Here is a 17446-nt window from a genome sequence, read left to right as displayed (position 1 = left end):
TTATGCAAATGTGTTACAGTCTCACAAAGGATGAATTGAGATTTTAACCTTGATGGGAGTTAAGGGGGTGAAAGTCCCCCTTCTGTAAGGATAGATAGCCCCTTATAGAAAAGTTTATTACCAAGAAGTAATAAAAACGAATCTGACCTTGGCTGAAAGAGCTTGGTCGCGGGACTGGGGGAACTTAAGCCTGTGAACAGAAAACCCCCCGTAACCTCTCTTCCACACAGGGCATTACAGAACGGTTCGATGGAACCTCCGCTGTGGGTGAAGAGGGATTCGAGGTTTCTCCGAGAAGCAGGAAATCGCGAGGTGGAGATGCCTTGTCCGTAAGGGCGGAGTAGTTCACTAACACGAGCTGGCTATAAGTATATTATGCACATAAAATTAAATTTAACGAAGAAGCTTTTAGATAAAAACATATAATTGAAACTATCTTTCTCAGAACATATAGATTTGTGGTCATATTGGAAAATGTTTATTAAATTGGAAATTATACATATGTTATGCATGCCGTTATACTAGCTGGCGGTTATGGTAAGAGATTAAGACCACTTACAGATGATAAACCTAAGCCATTAATTGAAGTTGCTGGAAAACCAATTATTGAATGGCAGATCTCATGGCTTAAGCAATTTGGTATAACATCTTTTGTAATACTAACAGGCTATAAATGGGAGGTTCTTATAAAGTGGCTAAGTGAAAATGAAAAGAGATTGGGAATTTCAACCTATTTTTCAATAGAAGAGGAACCTTTAGGTACTGGAGGGGCACTTAGGAAGGTCGAAAGATTATTAAGTACAGAAAACGCATTTATTGTCATCAATGGTGATATAATAACTAATTTGGACATAAGTAAGTTAAGAGTACCTAGCGAAAACATAATGGCAATGTCACTAGTTCCCCTAAAGAGTCCATACGGAATAGTTGAAACCAAAGATGATAAGATTGTAGATTTTAAAGAGAAGCCAATCTTAGAAAACTACTGGATAAATGCAGGAGTGTATTTAATGAAAAATGAAATATTCAAATACTTACCAGAAAAGGGAGACATGGAAAAACTTACTTTTCCGAAACTCGCTAAAGAATCATTATTAATAGGAGTCAAGTATTATGATGCATATTGGAGATCAATAGATACAATAAAAGATATAGAAGAGGCGTCTCAAGATTTAATAAAGATGAAGAACGGGCTAAGCACTGAAAGGTGAAGAGCAAATCCGCGACTGATCTAATGAACTAAGATAAGTTCATCCTCTTCCTCTCCTAACCATTTTTTCATCGTCTCCTTAACACCGAGATCCTTAATATCATTCATTAACTTGTCCACTAATCTATTTATTACCAGATCCCTACAGTCGTCTGGAACATTCTCCTTGATTACTAAAAATATTTGCTTTATCAATTTCAATTCCTCTTCTTCTTCAATCATGTTATTATTCGTCATTTAAAAACACCACTGGGACTCATGAAAGTATTTTCTGCCTCACCGCCTCCTCTATCTTAGGCAATGAAATTTCTATGGGTTCCCTGATAACGTAATCCGCAACACTATCCAATGGAGTCTCCTCCATGTTTAAAATTATTAACTTACCACCTCTTTCTTTAACGGTTTGTGGAATCATATTAGCTGGATATACAGTTAACGAAGAACCAATCGAGATTACAAGATCAGACTGATAAGCAATACTTAAAGCCTCATAAATATTCTTCACTGGTTCTCCAAAAAGTACAACATCTGGCCTTATTGTACCGCCACAACCACATTTAGGTGGAAGAACACCTTTTTCTATCATATCTAAGACGTCTAAAGAGTCATAAGTCTTTAAGCATGAAACACAATACGATCTCCTCATAGTTCCGTGAAGTTCAATAACGTTCTTAGATCCAGCTTTCTGATGTAAGCCATCAATATTTTGCGTTATTATGACCTTTATAAGTCCCATCTTTTCTAATGCAGCTAAAGAGTAGTGTGCTTTGTTCGGTTGAGCTTTAAATAATCCTCTCATCCTTAATGAATAGAATTCCCAAAATTTTTTTGGATCTTTTTCAAAATATTCTACAGTAGCTAGTTCCGGTGAGTATTTTTTCCATAATCCTTGTGGACCTCTAAAATCAGGGATGCCGGAAGCCGTACTAATTCCGGCTCCGGTAAAGGCTATCGCGTAAGAAGAGGAAATAAGTTCTTCAGCTATTTTCTCGTATTCCATAATTAGAATATACCACTAGAAGGTAAATAAGATTTTAAAATAAAAAAGAGTTTGAGTTTTAACTTTTATCCCTTTAGATCCTCCGCAGATATATTACTTCTAGTCTTAAATCCGAGGGCAGAAGCTATAAGTGTACCTATCACTGAAACTACCAAATTCAACACTAGCGCTATCACTGCAGCATACATTAAACCGAAAGGTGTCGGATATAGAGATGTTGCACGAGGCAACCCAAATGTGAAAAACATATAAGTTCCGCTTATAATTCCAGTAGCCCATCCCGCAGTTAATGCCCATGGATTAAACCATTTAGTGTATAAACCTAGGAACACTGCCGGTAATGTCTGTGTTATAATTATTCCACCCAATAATTGGAGGTTGATTGCGTACGTGGACGGGACTAGGAAAACGAAAGCTAAAGCTAAGAACTTTATAACAGCCGAAATCCACTTAGCTAGCGTGGTTTCCCCTTTTGGTGTAATGCTAGGTTTTGCCTCTTTTATTACATTTCTCACCAGTAAATTAGCTGCTGCTATTGCCATTATTGCAGCTGGGACTAAACCACCAACAAATATGCCAAGTAGCATTATACCAGCAGCCCAATCTGGCATGGTCGATGTTATTAACGCGGGAACCGTGAGAGCACCACCGTATTTAGATACAATACCTAATGCATTTGGTACCGCGTAAATTAAAATGCCAAACATTGCTATTATTGCTAGACCAATGCCATAAATTGGTAATAATGCTGTACTATACATTAACCTATTCTTATCATCAGCGCTTAATGAGCCATTTATTGAATGTGGATAAAGGTATAGAGCTAATGCACTACCGAAGAATAGACTCCAATATGCCATTTGGAGATTATCCGGTAGTGTATCATATCTAGCTGAGAGCTTTGCTAAATTTATAGAATTAAAGGCATGGATGAAACCCCCGTATTGTAGTGGGACAATTACAATTACTGATATCACCGTTATCCAAATCAAAATATCTTTAAAAACGCCAGTTAATGCAGCACCCCTTAGACCTGAAGTGTATGTAAATGCCGCTAAAATTATGAAGGAGATTATTAAGGAAATCTCAGATACTAAGCCCGCGTTACCAATTCCTAATAACATAATCTGTAAGACTGATTTCATACCTACTATCTGTAACGCTATATAAGGTAATTCAGCAACTACCCCAGTTAGTGCTATCAAAGCTGCTAAAATACTACTGTTAAACCTATCTTTCACAAAATCAGCAGCAGTCACGTAGCCTCTATTTCTCGAGACAATCCATAGTTTAGGCATTGTTAACATGGCTATTGCAAAGGTTAGAGAAACATAGGGTACTGCGAAGAAATATATAGCACCCTTAGCATAAAGGCTCGATGGCACCGCAATAAATGTATATGCTGTATATAAATCCGCACCCATTAAGAACCACACTAGAATTGTGCCCAGTCTCCTTCCCGCCAATCCCCATTCGTGAAGTAAATCCAGATTTCCTCTTCTCCAATAGGCACCATAAAATCCAAGGAATATAAATACTACAAATAGTGCTATAAAGGCTATTATTCCAGCTAATCCTAGCATCTACCTCACCTTCTTGTGAGAATAAGTGCAGCTATTGAGAAAAGTATAGTCGATAGTGCTAACCATAATGTTTGGTACCAATAGAAAAATGGTAACCCCCCTAAGTCTGGTTCTACTTTATTATATGTTGGTATTGCGAAATATGCAATAAATGGTATTATAAGTAATATTCCGGCTATTATATTTTTTCCACTTACCATTTTTTACCCTCTATCAAACGCCTCGAAATTCATATATATAATTCTTTCTTTCATTATATCGTTTGAAACATCAAAGTACCTATAGTATGGTATTTACTTTATAAACAGAAACCAAGAAGAGTTTCATTTCACTTACTCTCTAGATATTCCAGTACGTATTTCGCTAATTCATTAATCTCCTTCGGCATATTTAGTTGATTAAGAGGTGTGTAAATGGCTTCCTTTTTGAATGGAATTTTAACTATTCTATTAGTTAGATTCTCAACCTTGGTGATATCTATTTTCTCCCTAGGGTTATACATGTTTATTACTGAAGATACTATATCAAAGTTTACTGAATCGTTTCCCAGAGACGTACTTAACTCATTCTTAATATAATCCGCAAATAATTGCATGAATGCTAGACTTTCGTCTAATAGAAACTGATTAGAAGGTAATACCACGATTAAATTATAATCTAATCTCTTCTCGTTTAAAAAGGTATAGTAAGCTTGAAGCTCAGTATCCAGACAAACATCTGAAGGTATTGATGGGTTATCAACTATCATCAAATCGTAATCCGAAAACCCACTATAAATCTCTGCTATTTTTCTGGGTTCTACATTTTTTATCTTTCTACTGCAGCCTACGTTAACTACTGTAAGTCCATTTTCAACTTCTCTGAAATACATTGAAGGTAATATACCTCCCACCAAGTAAGATAATAAGTTTCCTTTTATATTGTAAACCCTACTAATTGTAGACGTCAAATCTTTATCTATCAGTAATATTCTACGACTTTTAGCTAGTTCTCTAGTCAGAAAATAAGCTATAAATGATTTTCCTACACCACCTTTAACACTAGCTATATCAATTCTTTCCATTACAAGAATCATTTAATAATTACAGCTTAAATAAATTAGCACTTTCCAGTGATATGAGAAAGTAGAGACAACTAGTGGCTAAAAAGACTAGTAATACATCGGATGTAAAGCAAAAGTTTATAAACTTCAATATATAGAAAGTTTACCATGGCTAAGAAAAGAAGCAAGCTAGAAATTATACAAGCAATACTTGAGGCATGTAAATCTGGTTCTCCAAAGACCAGAATAATGTATGGTGCAAATCTGAGCTATGCTCTAACTGGAAGATATATAAAAATGTTAATGGATTTGGAAATCATAAGACAAGAAGGAAAACAATATATGTTAACTAAAAAGGGAGAGGAACTACTTGAAGATATAAGGAAATTTAATGAAATGAGAAAGAATATGGATCAATTAAAAGAGAAAATCAATAGCGTATTATCTATAAGACAATAAGACAATATTTTTACTTCATACACTAGCAGTTTTTTCTATCTGAATCCCTATAACATCAGCTATCTTTACCTTCAAATCTTTTATTAATTGATCTAGATCAGTAACTAGTTTTCTAGTTAAATAATTTACATCCACTCTGTATGTATATGCCCTTCTCCCTTTTTTAGAAGACTCCACTTTTTCTTTAATCACTATATTCTTCTTCTCAAGATTTAATATGGATTTATTTACAACAGATTTTGTAATGTTTAATTCGCTAGATATTTCTTCCATGGTAAGAGAACTCTGGGATTTAATTAGTAGTTTCAAAATTTCTATATCTCTATCACTAAGCCCATAAAGGAATTTTACTACATTGAATACATCAGCTACTCTTCCATCCGGCATGCTTATTTCGGATTTACCTTGCATAATTAGAGGATTTCATAAAACTCTTAAAAATCTTTTGGTAACTTGTAAACTTAATTTATAATGATAAAAGAGAATAGATAAAATTGCCATTTATCTCTGATCCAATATATTATTTCTTAATGCATAAATTGCCCTTATTAGCTCGGCATGACTCCACGCTAAAGGTGAAACTGATGGATAATTATTATTCTCGTCGATTTGCTCTGGTATAACACCCGTAGATAAAGATTTTGACAAAACCCAATCTATCTTCTCCTTAGCTTTTTCTTTATCGCCAATTAGCGAATAAACTTCAGATAACCATAATGTAGATATAAACCAAATATTTGGATTATTACCTCCTCTCAAATATTGATCACCCTCATATCTAGCTAATCCCCCTCTAATACCTAACGTCTCTACAACAGTCTCTAAATTTTTTACAAAACGAGAATTATCAATTGGAATTACATTGAATATTGGCGCCAATAACGTACTCGAGTCAACAGTCTTATCTATCTTATAAACTTGACTTTCCCTTATGTATATTGTTCTTGCATAATGATCACTAACCCAAAATAAATCTAACGCGCTACGCATCTGATCTGCAACGCTTTCATATTTCTGTGCTAAATCATCTTCTCCAAAATATCTTGCAAAATTCGCTGCAGCTCTTAATCCTGCAATTACAGTTATTGTAGTATAAAAGTGAATACCAATCCTCTCTTCCCATAGATCGAATGAGAGAAGTGGAAGACCAGTTACCTTTTCCCTGTAATTTACTAAGAAATCAGCTATTCCCTTCACCATAGGCCTATAGTACGTCTTTATAAAATCAACATCTTTCCACCTTGAGAAATGAAACCATAAGGCATAAAGTACTAATGCAGTCTCATCTTCTTGAATAGGCAAATAGTCTAAAGTCCAAGGATGCCATGTGGAACCAAAATGTCCATCAACAGTATATTTATGAAATAGAGCTCCGTTTATGGTGAAAAGCCTTCTAGTAAATTCAAAGAATTGTCTAGATCTATCAAAATAGCCCATTAGTTCAAGGGCTAAAATACAGAATACCGCATCCCTATGCCATACATAATTGTATGTATCCCTATTAAACTTCATAATATCAGTATCTAGTGAAGCTACTATGGCACCATTGTTCTGTATATGTGATTGCAAAATCAGTAAGCTTCTCTTTAAAATCGAATTGTACTCACCGTAATCACTTACTTTACTTAGCCATGCTCTCCAATAATCCTTAACCCTTTTGAATAATATCTGGGGTGTTCTCTTCCTCACGTAATCGTTCAATCCTCTAACTTCGTTATAATTTTTACCGGCTACCAGCCATATATAGAAATCCTCTCCATACAATTTGAAACTACTAGCAAAATCAACTGAACCTTGAGCAATTGGATTACCTGAAAGTTCACCATCTTCACAATCTTTCCATGTCCCTAAAAGTCCCTTATATTCCTTAATTCCCGTAGCATACTGGTAAAAGGGAATAGAAGATGAAAGCAAAAACCACCTAGAACCTTTATATTGTATCATGGACTCAGAGTAAGGATCAAAAAGTGCAGTATTACCGTCTGGTGTTCCTCCAACATGAAAATCAAATGCGGTAAAAACTCTGACATCCTTATCCTCTACGTTTTTTGCTGAAACTTTCCTTATCCAAATATCATAAGCCATATCTATTACATCTTCTAAATTAAAATCGATTCCCTCAAAGGAAAAAGATGAATATACCGCTAAAGTATCATCCGAATATCCGATCTTTGGATTTAAATTATCTAACCATGAGAACTTACCATTAACAAAAACACCAAACCTACCTCTATGTAAATTATTTGTAGTTGTTAATGGCCAGTATATCTCTCTAACTGTAAAATTATTGTCGTAGAGAACTGTTAATGAACCGTTTCCCAAAATCAAATATCTAGTCATATAATACATAATGTTAAATTCCCTTTTATTCTAACTCCTTTTAACATAAATCTAATAACTCCAGAATTAAAAAGAAACGTGCTCTGTCTATTTATATTTAGAAGGGATTTGAGATTAGATGATAATACTGGATTAATTAAGGCTTTAGGAAACTGCGAGAAAGTTATTCCAACTTTTATATTAGATCCCAGGCAAGTCGGTGATGAAAACCAGTACAAATCAGAGTTTGCCATAAATTTCATGATTAATTCCTTGAATGAGCTAAATGACGAGTTAGGAAAGAGAGGATCAAGACTTTATGTCTATTTCGGACTAGCTGAGGAAGTAATAAAGAGCTTACTTAAAGATGTTGATGCAGTATATCTAAATGAGGATTATACGCCCTTTAGTAAAATGAGGGACGAAAGGATTCGCAAATACTGCGAAGAAAGAGGAAAAGTTATGAAGTCTTTTGAGGATTACTTACTTACATCGAAAAATGATTTTAAGAACTATAAGAATTTCACAACATTCTATAATGCAGTAAAGAATAAACAAGTTAGGAAGCCCATTCAAAATAATTATACTAACTACTATAAAAATTCTTTAGGAGATGAATACGAATTACCACCTAGCCAAGGGGAAAGAGGAGGAAGAAAGGAGGGCTTAAAACTAATAGATAGAGCGAAGCAAATCGATTACAGTAGGAGAGATTTCGTGGCGGAGGACAATAGGACCTTCCTTTCACCTCATCTGAAATTTGGAACCTTATCCGTAAGAGAAGTTTATTATTCTCTAGTAGACAATCAAGCGATAATCAGGCAATTGTATTGGAGGGATTTCTATACCTTATTGGCCTACTATAATGAGAGGGTATTCTACGAGCCGTTAAGAAGGGAATATAGTTGCATCGAATGGGGAAACAATGAAAAATTACTTCAAGCATGGGTTCATGGAAAAACTGGATATCCCATAATAGATGCTGGAATGAGACAATTAAATCAAACTGGTGATATGCCAAATAGAGTTAGGATGCTTACAGCATTTTTCTTAGTTAAGGTTCTTCTAATTGATTGGAAAATTGGTGAGAGGTACTTCGCAAGTAAATTAATCGATTATGATCCTTCAGTAAATAATGGAAACTGGCAATGGATAGCATCAGTAGGCACTGATTATATATTTAGAGTTTTCGATCCTTGGAAGCAACAGATCACCTATGACCCTGAGGCTAAATATATAAAAAGGTGGGTAAAGGAGTTGGAAGACTATGATGCAAAGATTATACATAATGCGTATAAGTACACTCTTAAAAACTATCCTAATCCCATAGTAGATTGGAGAATAAGGATAAATTTGGCAAAGAGACTTTACGAGAGATGCAAGGATCAAAAATAAAATGAGTTTCTTTTTCGAATTTGTTACGATGTAAATATAATTCCTTCGTAAGAAATGCTTATTTATTAATAATTTTAACTTCTTATTGATGTCAGCAAAAACGTTAACCGAGAAAATTTTAAGTAGAGCTTCTGGAAAGGACGTTTCGCCGGGAGACGTTATAGAAGCTAAAGTTGACCTAGTAGCATTTCACGACCTAACTGGTTATCATGTAATTGAGGTAATGGAAAAGGCTAACATGATTAAAGTTTTCGATAAAAGCAAGTTAGTAATAGCGTTCGACCATCTAGCTCCACCTCCAGATGTAAGGAGTGCCGAAATTCAAGGCTATATAAGGAAATTCGTGAAATCGGAAGGTATTCCTAATTTTTATGACATAAATTACGGAATTTTACATGAGGTTATGATAGAGCAGTACGCGAATCCTGGACAAGTTATTTTAGCAGCGGATAGTCATACAACTACTTCCGGTGCTGTTGGAGCATTCGCTCAGGGTATGGGAGCTAGTGATATTGCAGCTGCTGTAATAACTGGTAAAACTTGGTTAGTAGTACCACAACCATTTAAAGTAGTTTTAGAAGGTAAACCCGCTAAATGGATAACTGGTAAGGATGTCGCATTAAAGTTACTGGGAGACTTCAAGGCAGATTACTTTAATGGAATGACGTTAGAGATATTTGTCAAGGATCCGTTAAGTTTTCCAATGGATTATAGGGCAACAGTATCAAATATGGGAATTGAAATGAATGCAGATGCCCTAATGTTCGTACCAGATCAAGAAACTAAGAGATACATAAAAGAGATGAGAGGATACGAACCAGAATTAGTTACACCAGATAACGGAGCTAAATATGTTGATGAGTACACTATTCAACTAGACAAAATGGAACCTCTAGTTGCAGCTCCTCATAGTGTAGATAACGTTAAGGTCGTAAATGAATTAGAGGGTACTCCAGTAGATCAAGTTTACATAGGTTCTTGTACTAATGGCAGGCTAAGTGATTTCGAGATAGCTGCCAAAATAATGAAGGGGAAGAAAGTTAAGAGTAGATGTATCGCAATTCCTGCATCTTATAGAATGTTTAAAGAGGCTTTAGAAAGAGGTTATATACAGACATTAGTTGATGCGGGATGTATTGTAACGTATGGAACTTGTGGACCTTGTTTGGGTGGTCACTTCGGTATAGCTGGCCCAGGTGAAAATATTGTATCCACAAGCTCTAGGAACTTCAAAGGAAGAATGGGAAGCAACGAGGCGAAAATTTACCTATCTGGTCCAGCCGTTGCAGCTATTAGTGCATTGGAAGGTAAAATTGCAGATCCTAGGGTGGTCTAAGTGATAATAGAGGGTCCAGTAATTAAGTTTGGCGATAAGATAGATACTGATATAATAATTCCAGCTAGGTACCTAAAGTACACTGATCCACAATATTTAGCACAACATGCCATGGAACCTTTAGATCCAGAGTTTTACAAGAAGGCATCAAAAGGTGTTGTGATAGTTGCTGGTAAGGTATTTGGAATGGGATCATCAAGAGAGCAAGCTGCCATAGCGCTAAAGGCTGCTGGAGTTAAGGCAGTAATTGCAGAGTCTTTTGCTAGAATATTCTATAGAAATGCAATAAATAATGGATTACCAGTTATAACGTTACCTAATTCAACGAGGGAGATTAATGAAAATGAGTACGTTAGAATTAACGTAGAGACTGGCGAGATCCTAGTTGGTAATAAGGTACTTAAGGGGAAGGGCATAACTGGAATGGCACTAGAAATTCTACAAGCTGGAGGAATAATGGAATATCTAAAGAAGATACAGACGGTTAATCGAAACTAAAAAGTTTATTTTTTAGTTTTTTAATACTATTAATGTGAAGTGGATTATTATCGGTTTGGTCTCTCTAATGCTTACATTCGTTGATTATAAGATTGGAATGGAGAGTGTTAGAGTCGTTTACGGATATACAGTATATCATCTTTTAACTACAATTCCTTTTAATATCATATATCTTTGTTTGATCTTTTTAACAGAGTTATTAATACTAAACTCCTTTATAAAAATAAGGAGGATATTCAATATTTTTCGCCGTAGGGATAAATCCCCAACTTAGGTTATAATAGGGAAAACTATCGAAAAGCTTTTAAGAATTTACAAGAAGAGAGAAAACGGTGAATCTGTTGGAAGAATCCTAGAGGCCATTGATATAGCATATGCTTATCCAAATGGATATTTAGTATTCGAAAACATTAACATGTATACTAAAGATAAGGAGCTTATAGCTATAGTAGGTCCGTCTGGGATTGGTAAATCAACACTTCTAAGAGTATTGGGAGGGTTTGTGAAACCACTTAAGGGGGAAATTAGGCTATTAGGAAAAAAGATAATTAATCCAACGCCAAAAATTGCACTAATACATCAATCAATAGCAACGTTTCCCTGGCTTACAGCATTGGAGAATGTTAAGCTAGGATTGAAATATAGAAAATTACCCAAAGAAGAAGAAGACAGACTAGCTAAACATATGCTAGAAGTAGTTGGGCTTCAGGGTTTCGAGGATTTCTATCCAAAGCAAATGAGCGGAGGAATGAGACAAAGAATAGCTATAGCTAGGGCTTTAGCTGCTAATCCATTAGTGCTTTTAATGGACGAACCGTTTTCACACTTGGATGAGTTAACTGCAGAAGGTTTAAGGCAAGAAGTACATTCAATGCTATTCAACGAGTCTACTACACTTCATAGTGTAGTCTTAGTATCCCATAATTTGAGTGAAGTAGTTGAATTGGCTGATAGAGTTTACGTTCTAAACGGAAGACCAGCTACAGTTATTGGAGAAGTAGAAATAAAACTGGAAAGGCCAAGGAATCCAAAGGATGAAAGCTTTCAAGAGTATTTAGATATACTCTATGCGCTCTTAACTCCAGTAAAGAAGGGAGGGAATAGTAATGAATGAGATAGTGATAATTCTTTTGGCTTCCCTAGCATCATTAGGTAGAGTTTTTCTTACAATAGGTTTATCAATAATTACTGGGTGGTTTCTAGGATATATAGCGATAAAAAATAAGGCGTTTGAGAACATTTACATTTCAGTTTTAGAAGTTTTCGAGTCAGTTCCAGTAATTTCGTTCTTTCCAGTTGTTTTAATATTCTTTGTATATAGGATTGGTGGATATCTTGGTATAGAATTGGCTGTAGATTTTCTAGTCTTCACTGCTGTAGTATGGAATATATGGATAGGAATATATCAAGCTTTTAAGACTGTTCCAAGTGATCTTTTAGAAGTAAGCGAAAACTATAGATTAGGCTTTTTAGGTAAAATGGCTAAGTTATATATCCCTTATTCGTGGCCTAGGATAGCTGCAAATCTTATACCAAGTTTCGCTGACGCATTCTTCTATATTACTGTTAGTGAGGTTTTCTCCATAGGCAGTTCTAGTTACCATGTATTTGGTATAGGCACAATAATTGCAGCGTTTACTGCGTCTCAAGAGTACAATCTAGCCTTAGAGGGATTAGGAGTTCTTGCAATTCTTATAACTATATTTACATATTTATTGAGAAGATTTGCCAACTATACAGTGTCTAAATACGGATTAGATACTGAAATAAAAGTGGCGAAAAGAGGTAGAATGCGAATAAGATATACTACCAGAATGTCAAACACAATAGCCCCTTTTGTTAAATTATCTAAATATGTAACTAGGATTGGAAGTAGAACTACAATCAGTGAAGAAGAGACTAGGAGGAATTTGCCTTGGAGATATTTGGGTATTGGAATCTCTGTATTTTTATTGGGATTATTGGTCTATGGTGCCTTCTCTACAATCTCCTCTGTGCCTAAATCAGTTTTGCTTTACTTAATCTCAAATACTCCTAATGTTCTTTTTAATCTTCTAATAGATTACGTAAGAGTACTTTTTATTGCAATTGTTAGTCTAGTATTCTCAATATTTCTAGGATATTTCATCGCAACTCATGAGAGGGTAGAAGGAATGTTGATACCTATAATACAAGCCTATGCATCTTTTCCAGCTCCAGCTTACTTTCCATTGCTTCTTATGGCTACTATAAGTTTTATTCATAGTGTATTTGGAAGTTGGACAAACGAGTTTTACGTAATACTTTTAGGTTTCATATCAACTTTCTATTACGTTTTCTATAGCTATTGGCTTGGAATAAAGAATATGCCTAACCAATACTGGGAGATTATGAAAAATTATAATTTCTCCTTCTGGCAGAAGCTAAGATATGTAATCGTACCTTCAACATTCCCATATATAATTGCTGGACTTTCCAGCACGATTAATAGCGCGTGGGGAGGATTGGCAATAGGGGAGTATTGGACAAATATCGTTAATGGTTATACATTGCAAGTCAGTCATGGTATAATGAAAAACATTGCAGTTGCTACTGCAAATGGAAATGTACCTCTCGCCGCTTGGGATTCATTAATCTTTGGAATAGTCGTAATAATTTACTCAATATTCTTCACAAGAAAGATGATGGATTTAGCAAGAGAGAAATATGTAGCGGAGGAAGGAATTTACTTAGCTTAAATCAGCGTTCGCGCATGTCCTCACTGATCAGTTCCCGGATTCGTCATCCTCACTAATTATAAAAGAGATTACATTAAAAATTTTGCTGAACAAATCTCCTTTACAGATAGCATAAATTACATACCATATGAAAATTAATTTAAAAAATCTAACTCTTACACGTATAAAGGGTTTTATAATGAAAAATTTTTAAAAAATCCACTAAGTTCAAATTCCTAATGTTAAAAACTTTTAAACCAGTCTAACCATATTAATATAACATGCCACCCTTTAATAAAGTGCTCGTAGCCAATAGAGGGGAAATTGCTATAAGAGTCATGAAAGCTGTAAAGGAAATGGGAATGAAGGCAGTTGGTGTATACTCCGATGCTGATAAATATGCCCTACACGTGAAATATGCAGATGAAGCCTATTGGATAGGACCTCCACCAGCTTTAGAAAGCTATTTGAATATCGAGAGAATAATTGATGCAGCAGAAAAAGCTCACGTAGATGCTATACATCCAGGTTACGGATTCCTTTCTGAAAATGCGTCTTTTGTAGAAGCAGTTGAAAAAGCTGGAATAACGTTCATAGGGCCTTCTGCTAGTGTAATGAATAAAATAAAGGATAAGTTAGAGGGAAAGATGATAGCCAAAAAGGCTGGCGTTCCCATATCGCCTGGACCTTTGACACCAGTCGACAACGTGAATGAAGCGTTAAAGATCGCTGAGGAGATAGGATATCCCATAATGCTAAAGGCTGCAGGAGGCGGAGCGGGGGTAGGTATTATAAAGGTTGATAATCCTAGCGAACTAGCTGAGGCCTTTGAAAGAAGCAAAAGACTAGCTTACTCAGCCTTCGGCAGGGCCGAAATCTACATAGAAAAAGCTGCTATAAAACCAAAACATATTGAAACGCAATTGATAGGAGATAAGTATGGAAATTATGTGGTAGCTTTTGAAAGAGAGTGCACGATTCAAAGAAGAAATCAAAAGTTAATTGAAGAAGCCCCTTCCCCATCCATTAAAGAAGAGGAAAGAAAAGAGATTATTGAGGCATCGATTAGATTTGGGAAAGAAATTAACTACTTTACTTTAGGTACCATGGAGTTTGTGTTCTCGCCAGTTACCCGTGAATTTTATTTCTTAGAATTAAATAAAAGAGTTCAAGTAGAGCATACAGTCACTGAATTCATAACTGGAATAGACTTAGTTAAATTACAGATAAGATTGGCATCTGGAGAATATTTACCTTTCTCTCAAGAGGATTTGAAAATAAGGGGACATGCAATACAGTTTAGAATTAACGCTGAGGATCCTTTAAACAATTTCACACCCCAATCTGGATACATAACCTATTATAGAGAACCAACTGGCCCTGGTGTGAGAGTAGATAGTGGTATAGAATCTGGCTCATGGGTTCCTCCTTATTATGATCCCCTTGTTTCTAAGCTGATTGTTTATGGACAAAATAGAGACTATGCAATTCAAGTCGGATTGAGGGCTTTAAACGATTATAAAATAGGAGGAGTTAAAACTACGATTCCATTGTATAAGTTGATCTTGCAAGATCCTGACTTTTGGGAAGGTAACTTTACTACTGCCTACATATCCGAGAAAATGGAGTACTTTACGACCAAATTAAAAGAAGAACAAGAGATGCAAATCGCAATGGCTATTTCCATTTTCAATAGGGGATTAATCAAGAGAAAGAAAACTGAACAAAAGGTGTTAACTAGTAAAAGTAATTGGAAAACTTATGGTATTATATCCCAATCCTCTCCCAAGGTGTTATGGTGATGAGGTTATTTAGAATTTATAGTGAATTAGGAGATACGTTTCTAGTATCTTATGATCAAATCGGTAATAATGTCGATAAAATAAAAATAGGAGATAATATTTACGAGGTAAAATATCTAGGGCCCGGCAATAGGGAAAACGAATATTTATTCGAAGTTAATGGTAAAAAATACTATGTCTACATGGAACAAGATGGCACTTTAATATTCAACAATCAAGATTTCTTAAGGTTAGATAAGGTAACTGAAATCCCGGTAAAAGGAGAAGAAAGGGTTGAAGAGATTATAAGGGGAAAAGAAGGAGAAATAGTATCGCCATTATTTGGAAGGGTAGTTAAAATAAGAGTAAAAGAAGGAGATGCAGTAAATAAGGGTCAACCTTTGTTATCAATCGAGGCAATGAAGGCAGAAACAGTTCTCTCATCGCCAATAGGTGGGATCGTGCAAAAAATTCTTGTCAAAGAAGGGCAAGGTGTAAAAAAGGGAGATATTTTAGTCGTTATAAAATAACCTTACAGTTATGAGGTGAGATAAATGTCTCTATATGAAAAACCTCCAATGGATAAATTAATAGAAGATCTGAAAATATTGAAGGAAAAAGCATATAAAGGCGGAGGAGAGGAGAGAGTAAACTTTCAGCATAGCAAAGGGAAACTAACAGCGAGGGAGAGGTTAAATCTATTATTCGACGAAGGAACATTCAATGAAATATTAACATTTGCCACTACTAGAGCAACAGAATTCGGGTTAGATAGGAATAAGTTTTACGGAGATGGAGTGATAGCTGGATGGGGAAAAGTAGATGGCAGACAAGTTTTCGCTTACGCTCAAGACTTTACGGTTCTCGGAGGAAGTCTAGGAGAAACACATGCAAACAAGATAGTTAGAGCTTATGAGCTAGCCCTAAAGGTTGGCGCTCCGGTAATAGGAATAAACGATTCCGGAGGTGCCAGAATACAAGAAGGCGCATTATCTCTAGAAGGATATGGTGCAGTGTTTAAGATGAACGTAATGGCGTCTGGAGTAATTCCCCAAATTACCATTATGGCAGGACCGGCAGCTGGAGGGGCTGTCTACTCGCCTGCTCTAACCGACTTCTTAATAATGATAAAAGGAGACGCGTATTACATGTTTGTAACCGGCCCAGAGATTACTAAAGTGTCAATAGGGGAAGAAGTTAGTTACCAAGATCTAGGTGGTGCAATAGTTCACGCAACCAAGTCTGGAGTAGTTCATTTTGTAGCTGAAAACGAACAAGATGCGATAAATATAGCTAAGAGGTTACTCTCCTATTTGCCTTCAAATAATATGGAAGAGCCCCCATATATTGATACTGGTGATCCCGCTGATAGAGAAGTACAAGGTGCAGAGTCAATAGTGCCTACTGACTCAGTAAAACCATTCGACATAAGAGACCTAATATATAATATAGTTGACAATAGCGAATTCTTGGAAGTTCACAAATTATGGGCACAAAATATTACTGTAGGGTTTGGAAGGATAAATGGAAACGTTGTGGGCATTATTGCTAATAATTCAGCATACTATGGAGGAGCAATAGATATTGATGCAGCGGATAAAGCTGCCAGATTTATCAGATTCTGTGATGCGTTCAACATACCGTTAATAAGTCTTGTAGATACGCCTGGTTATGTACCCGGAACAGATCAAGAATATAAAGGGATAATAAGACATGGTGCTAAAATGTTATACGCGTTTGCTGAGGCTACAGTACCAAAGATAACAGTTATTGTAAGAAGGTCTTATGGTGGTGCTCACATCGCAATGAGTATTAAAAGCTTAGGTGCTGACCTAGTTTATGCTTGGCCATCTGCAGAAATAGCCGTAACTGGCCCAGAAGGTGCAGTTAGAATATTATATAGGAGGGAAATACAAAATGCGCAAAATCCGGAAGAATTCTTAAAACAAAAAATAGCCGAGTACAAGAAATTATTCGCGAATCCTTACTGGGCAGCCGAGAAGGGTCTTATAGACGATGTTATTGAGCCTAAAGACACTAGAAAAGTAATATCTAGAGGATTAGAAATACTAAGAAATAAAAGAGAATTCAGATATCCTAAGAAACATGGAAATATACCTCTATAGC

18 protein-coding genes are annotated in these 17446 nt (G+C 35.7%); 11 read left to right on the top strand and 7 right to left on the bottom strand.

Annotation, left to right across the window (positions count from 1 at the left end; translation table 11 throughout):
• The first annotated feature begins 506 nt into the window (after nucleotides 1-506).
• A complete protein-coding gene (locus SSOP1_RS12420) occupies nucleotides 507-1211 on the top strand; it encodes a nucleotidyltransferase family protein (RefSeq protein WP_009992206.1) in 705 nt (234 codons plus the stop codon).
• A gap of 20 nt (nucleotides 1212-1231) precedes the next feature.
• Here SSOP1_RS12420 and SSOP1_RS12415 read toward each other — a convergent pair whose 3' ends face one another.
• From SSOP1_RS12415 to SSOP1_RS12395, 5 genes are all read right to left on the bottom strand, one after another.
• Nucleotides 1232-1432, bottom strand: a complete 201-nt coding sequence (locus SSOP1_RS12415) for a hypothetical protein (protein ID WP_009992207.1) — start codon at nucleotides 1430-1432, stop codon at nucleotides 1232-1234.
• A 34-nt stretch (nucleotides 1433-1466) separates the two neighbouring features.
• Nucleotides 1467-2210 (bottom strand): NAD-dependent protein deacetylase, encoded by a 744-nt coding sequence (gene cobB / locus SSOP1_RS12410; protein WP_009992208.1) that lies wholly within the window; start codon nucleotides 2208-2210, stop codon nucleotides 1467-1469.
• A 65-nt stretch (nucleotides 2211-2275) separates the two neighbouring features.
• Nucleotides 2276-3793: a sodium:solute symporter family protein gene (locus SSOP1_RS12405; RefSeq protein WP_063492829.1), complete on the bottom strand. Its 1518-nt coding sequence runs from the start codon at nucleotides 3791-3793 to the stop codon at nucleotides 2276-2278.
• A gap of 5 nt (nucleotides 3794-3798) precedes the next feature.
• On the bottom strand, nucleotides 3799-3993 hold the full coding sequence (locus SSOP1_RS12400; protein ID WP_009992261.1) for a DUF3311 domain-containing protein: 195 nt from the start codon (nucleotides 3991-3993) through the stop codon (nucleotides 3799-3801).
• Nucleotides 3994-4121: 128 nt separating this feature from the next.
• Nucleotides 4122-4856, bottom strand: a complete 735-nt coding sequence (locus tag SSOP1_RS12395; RefSeq protein ID WP_063492902.1) for a ParA family protein — start codon at nucleotides 4854-4856, stop codon at nucleotides 4122-4124.
• A gap of 147 nt (nucleotides 4857-5003) precedes the next feature.
• Between SSOP1_RS12395 and sso10a1 the strand changes: the two genes are divergently transcribed.
• Nucleotides 5004-5294 carry a chromatin protein Sso10a1 gene (gene sso10a1, locus SSOP1_RS12390; protein ID WP_009988494.1) on the top strand — a complete coding sequence of 97 codons (291 nt, stop codon included), beginning with the start codon at nucleotides 5004-5006 and terminating at the stop codon, nucleotides 5292-5294.
• Nucleotides 5295-5309: 15 nt separating this feature from the next.
• Here the strand turns inward: sso10a1 and sta1 are convergent, their stop codons facing one another.
• Both sta1 and SSOP1_RS12380 read right to left on the bottom strand, forming a co-directional pair.
• Nucleotides 5310-5705 (bottom strand): Sta1 family transcriptional regulator, encoded by a 396-nt coding sequence (sta1, locus tag SSOP1_RS12385; protein WP_009988495.1) that lies wholly within the window; start codon nucleotides 5703-5705, stop codon nucleotides 5310-5312.
• 90 nt (nucleotides 5706-5795) lie between these two features.
• Entirely contained in the window at nucleotides 5796-7634 is a 1839-nt protein-coding gene (locus SSOP1_RS12380; RefSeq protein ID WP_009988496.1) for a glycoside hydrolase family 15 protein, read from the bottom strand.
• Nucleotides 7635-7712: 78 nt separating this feature from the next.
• Here SSOP1_RS12380 and SSOP1_RS12375 point away from each other — a divergent pair, with 78 nt between their 5' ends.
• The 9 genes from SSOP1_RS12375 to SSOP1_RS12340 all read left to right on the top strand — a co-directional run bounded on the left by SSOP1_RS12375 (nucleotide 7713) and on the right by SSOP1_RS12340 (nucleotide 17445).
• Nucleotides 7713-9008: a cryptochrome/photolyase family protein gene (locus tag SSOP1_RS12375; RefSeq protein ID WP_009988498.1), complete on the top strand. Its 1296-nt coding sequence runs from the start codon at nucleotides 7713-7715 to the stop codon at nucleotides 9006-9008.
• An 88-nt stretch (nucleotides 9009-9096) separates the two neighbouring features.
• Nucleotides 9097-10344 (top strand): 3-isopropylmalate dehydratase large subunit, encoded by a 1248-nt coding sequence (locus SSOP1_RS12370; RefSeq protein ID WP_014511409.1) that lies wholly within the window; start codon nucleotides 9097-9099, stop codon nucleotides 10342-10344.
• Nucleotides 10345-10842 carry a 3-isopropylmalate dehydratase small subunit gene (locus SSOP1_RS12365; protein ID WP_009988501.1) on the top strand — a complete coding sequence of 166 codons (498 nt, stop codon included), beginning with the start codon at nucleotides 10345-10347 and terminating at the stop codon, nucleotides 10840-10842. It abuts the gene before it with no gap.
• A 34-nt stretch (nucleotides 10843-10876) separates the two neighbouring features.
• On the top strand, nucleotides 10877-11116 hold the full coding sequence (locus SSOP1_RS18065) for a hypothetical protein (RefSeq protein ID WP_080514940.1): 240 nt from the start codon (nucleotides 10877-10879) through the stop codon (nucleotides 11114-11116).
• Between the two features lie 141 nt (nucleotides 11117-11257).
• Nucleotides 11258-11956, top strand: coding sequence for an ABC transporter ATP-binding protein (locus SSOP1_RS12360; protein WP_009988503.1), 699 nt, complete (start codon nucleotides 11258-11260; stop codon nucleotides 11954-11956).
• Nucleotides 11949-13559: an ABC transporter permease subunit gene (locus tag SSOP1_RS12355; RefSeq protein ID WP_009988506.1), complete on the top strand. Its 1611-nt coding sequence runs from the start codon at nucleotides 11949-11951 to the stop codon at nucleotides 13557-13559. The genes SSOP1_RS12360 and SSOP1_RS12355 overlap by 8 nt, the downstream gene beginning before the upstream one ends.
• A 260-nt stretch (nucleotides 13560-13819) precedes the next feature.
• Entirely contained in the window at nucleotides 13820-15340 is a 1521-nt protein-coding gene (locus tag SSOP1_RS12350; RefSeq protein WP_009988507.1) for an acetyl-CoA carboxylase biotin carboxylase subunit, read from the top strand.
• Nucleotides 15340-15849: an acyl-CoA carboxylase biotin carboxyl carrier protein subunit gene (locus tag SSOP1_RS12345; RefSeq protein WP_009988509.1), complete on the top strand. Its 510-nt coding sequence runs from the start codon at nucleotides 15340-15342 to the stop codon at nucleotides 15847-15849. The genes SSOP1_RS12350 and SSOP1_RS12345 overlap by 1 nt, the downstream gene beginning before the upstream one ends.
• 24 nt (nucleotides 15850-15873) lie before the next feature.
• Nucleotides 15874-17445 (top strand): acyl-CoA carboxylase subunit beta, encoded by a 1572-nt coding sequence (locus SSOP1_RS12340; protein WP_009988510.1) that lies wholly within the window; start codon nucleotides 15874-15876, stop codon nucleotides 17443-17445.
• The last annotated feature ends 1 nt before the right edge of the window (nucleotide 17446 follow it).

The sequence above is a fragment of the Saccharolobus solfataricus genome (assembly GCF_900079115.1).
Lineage (GTDB): Archaea > Thermoproteota > Thermoprotei_A > Sulfolobales > Sulfolobaceae > Saccharolobus > Saccharolobus solfataricus.
Note: the sequence above shows the minus strand (reverse complement) of the source record. Positions and strands in the feature narration are given on the sequence as shown.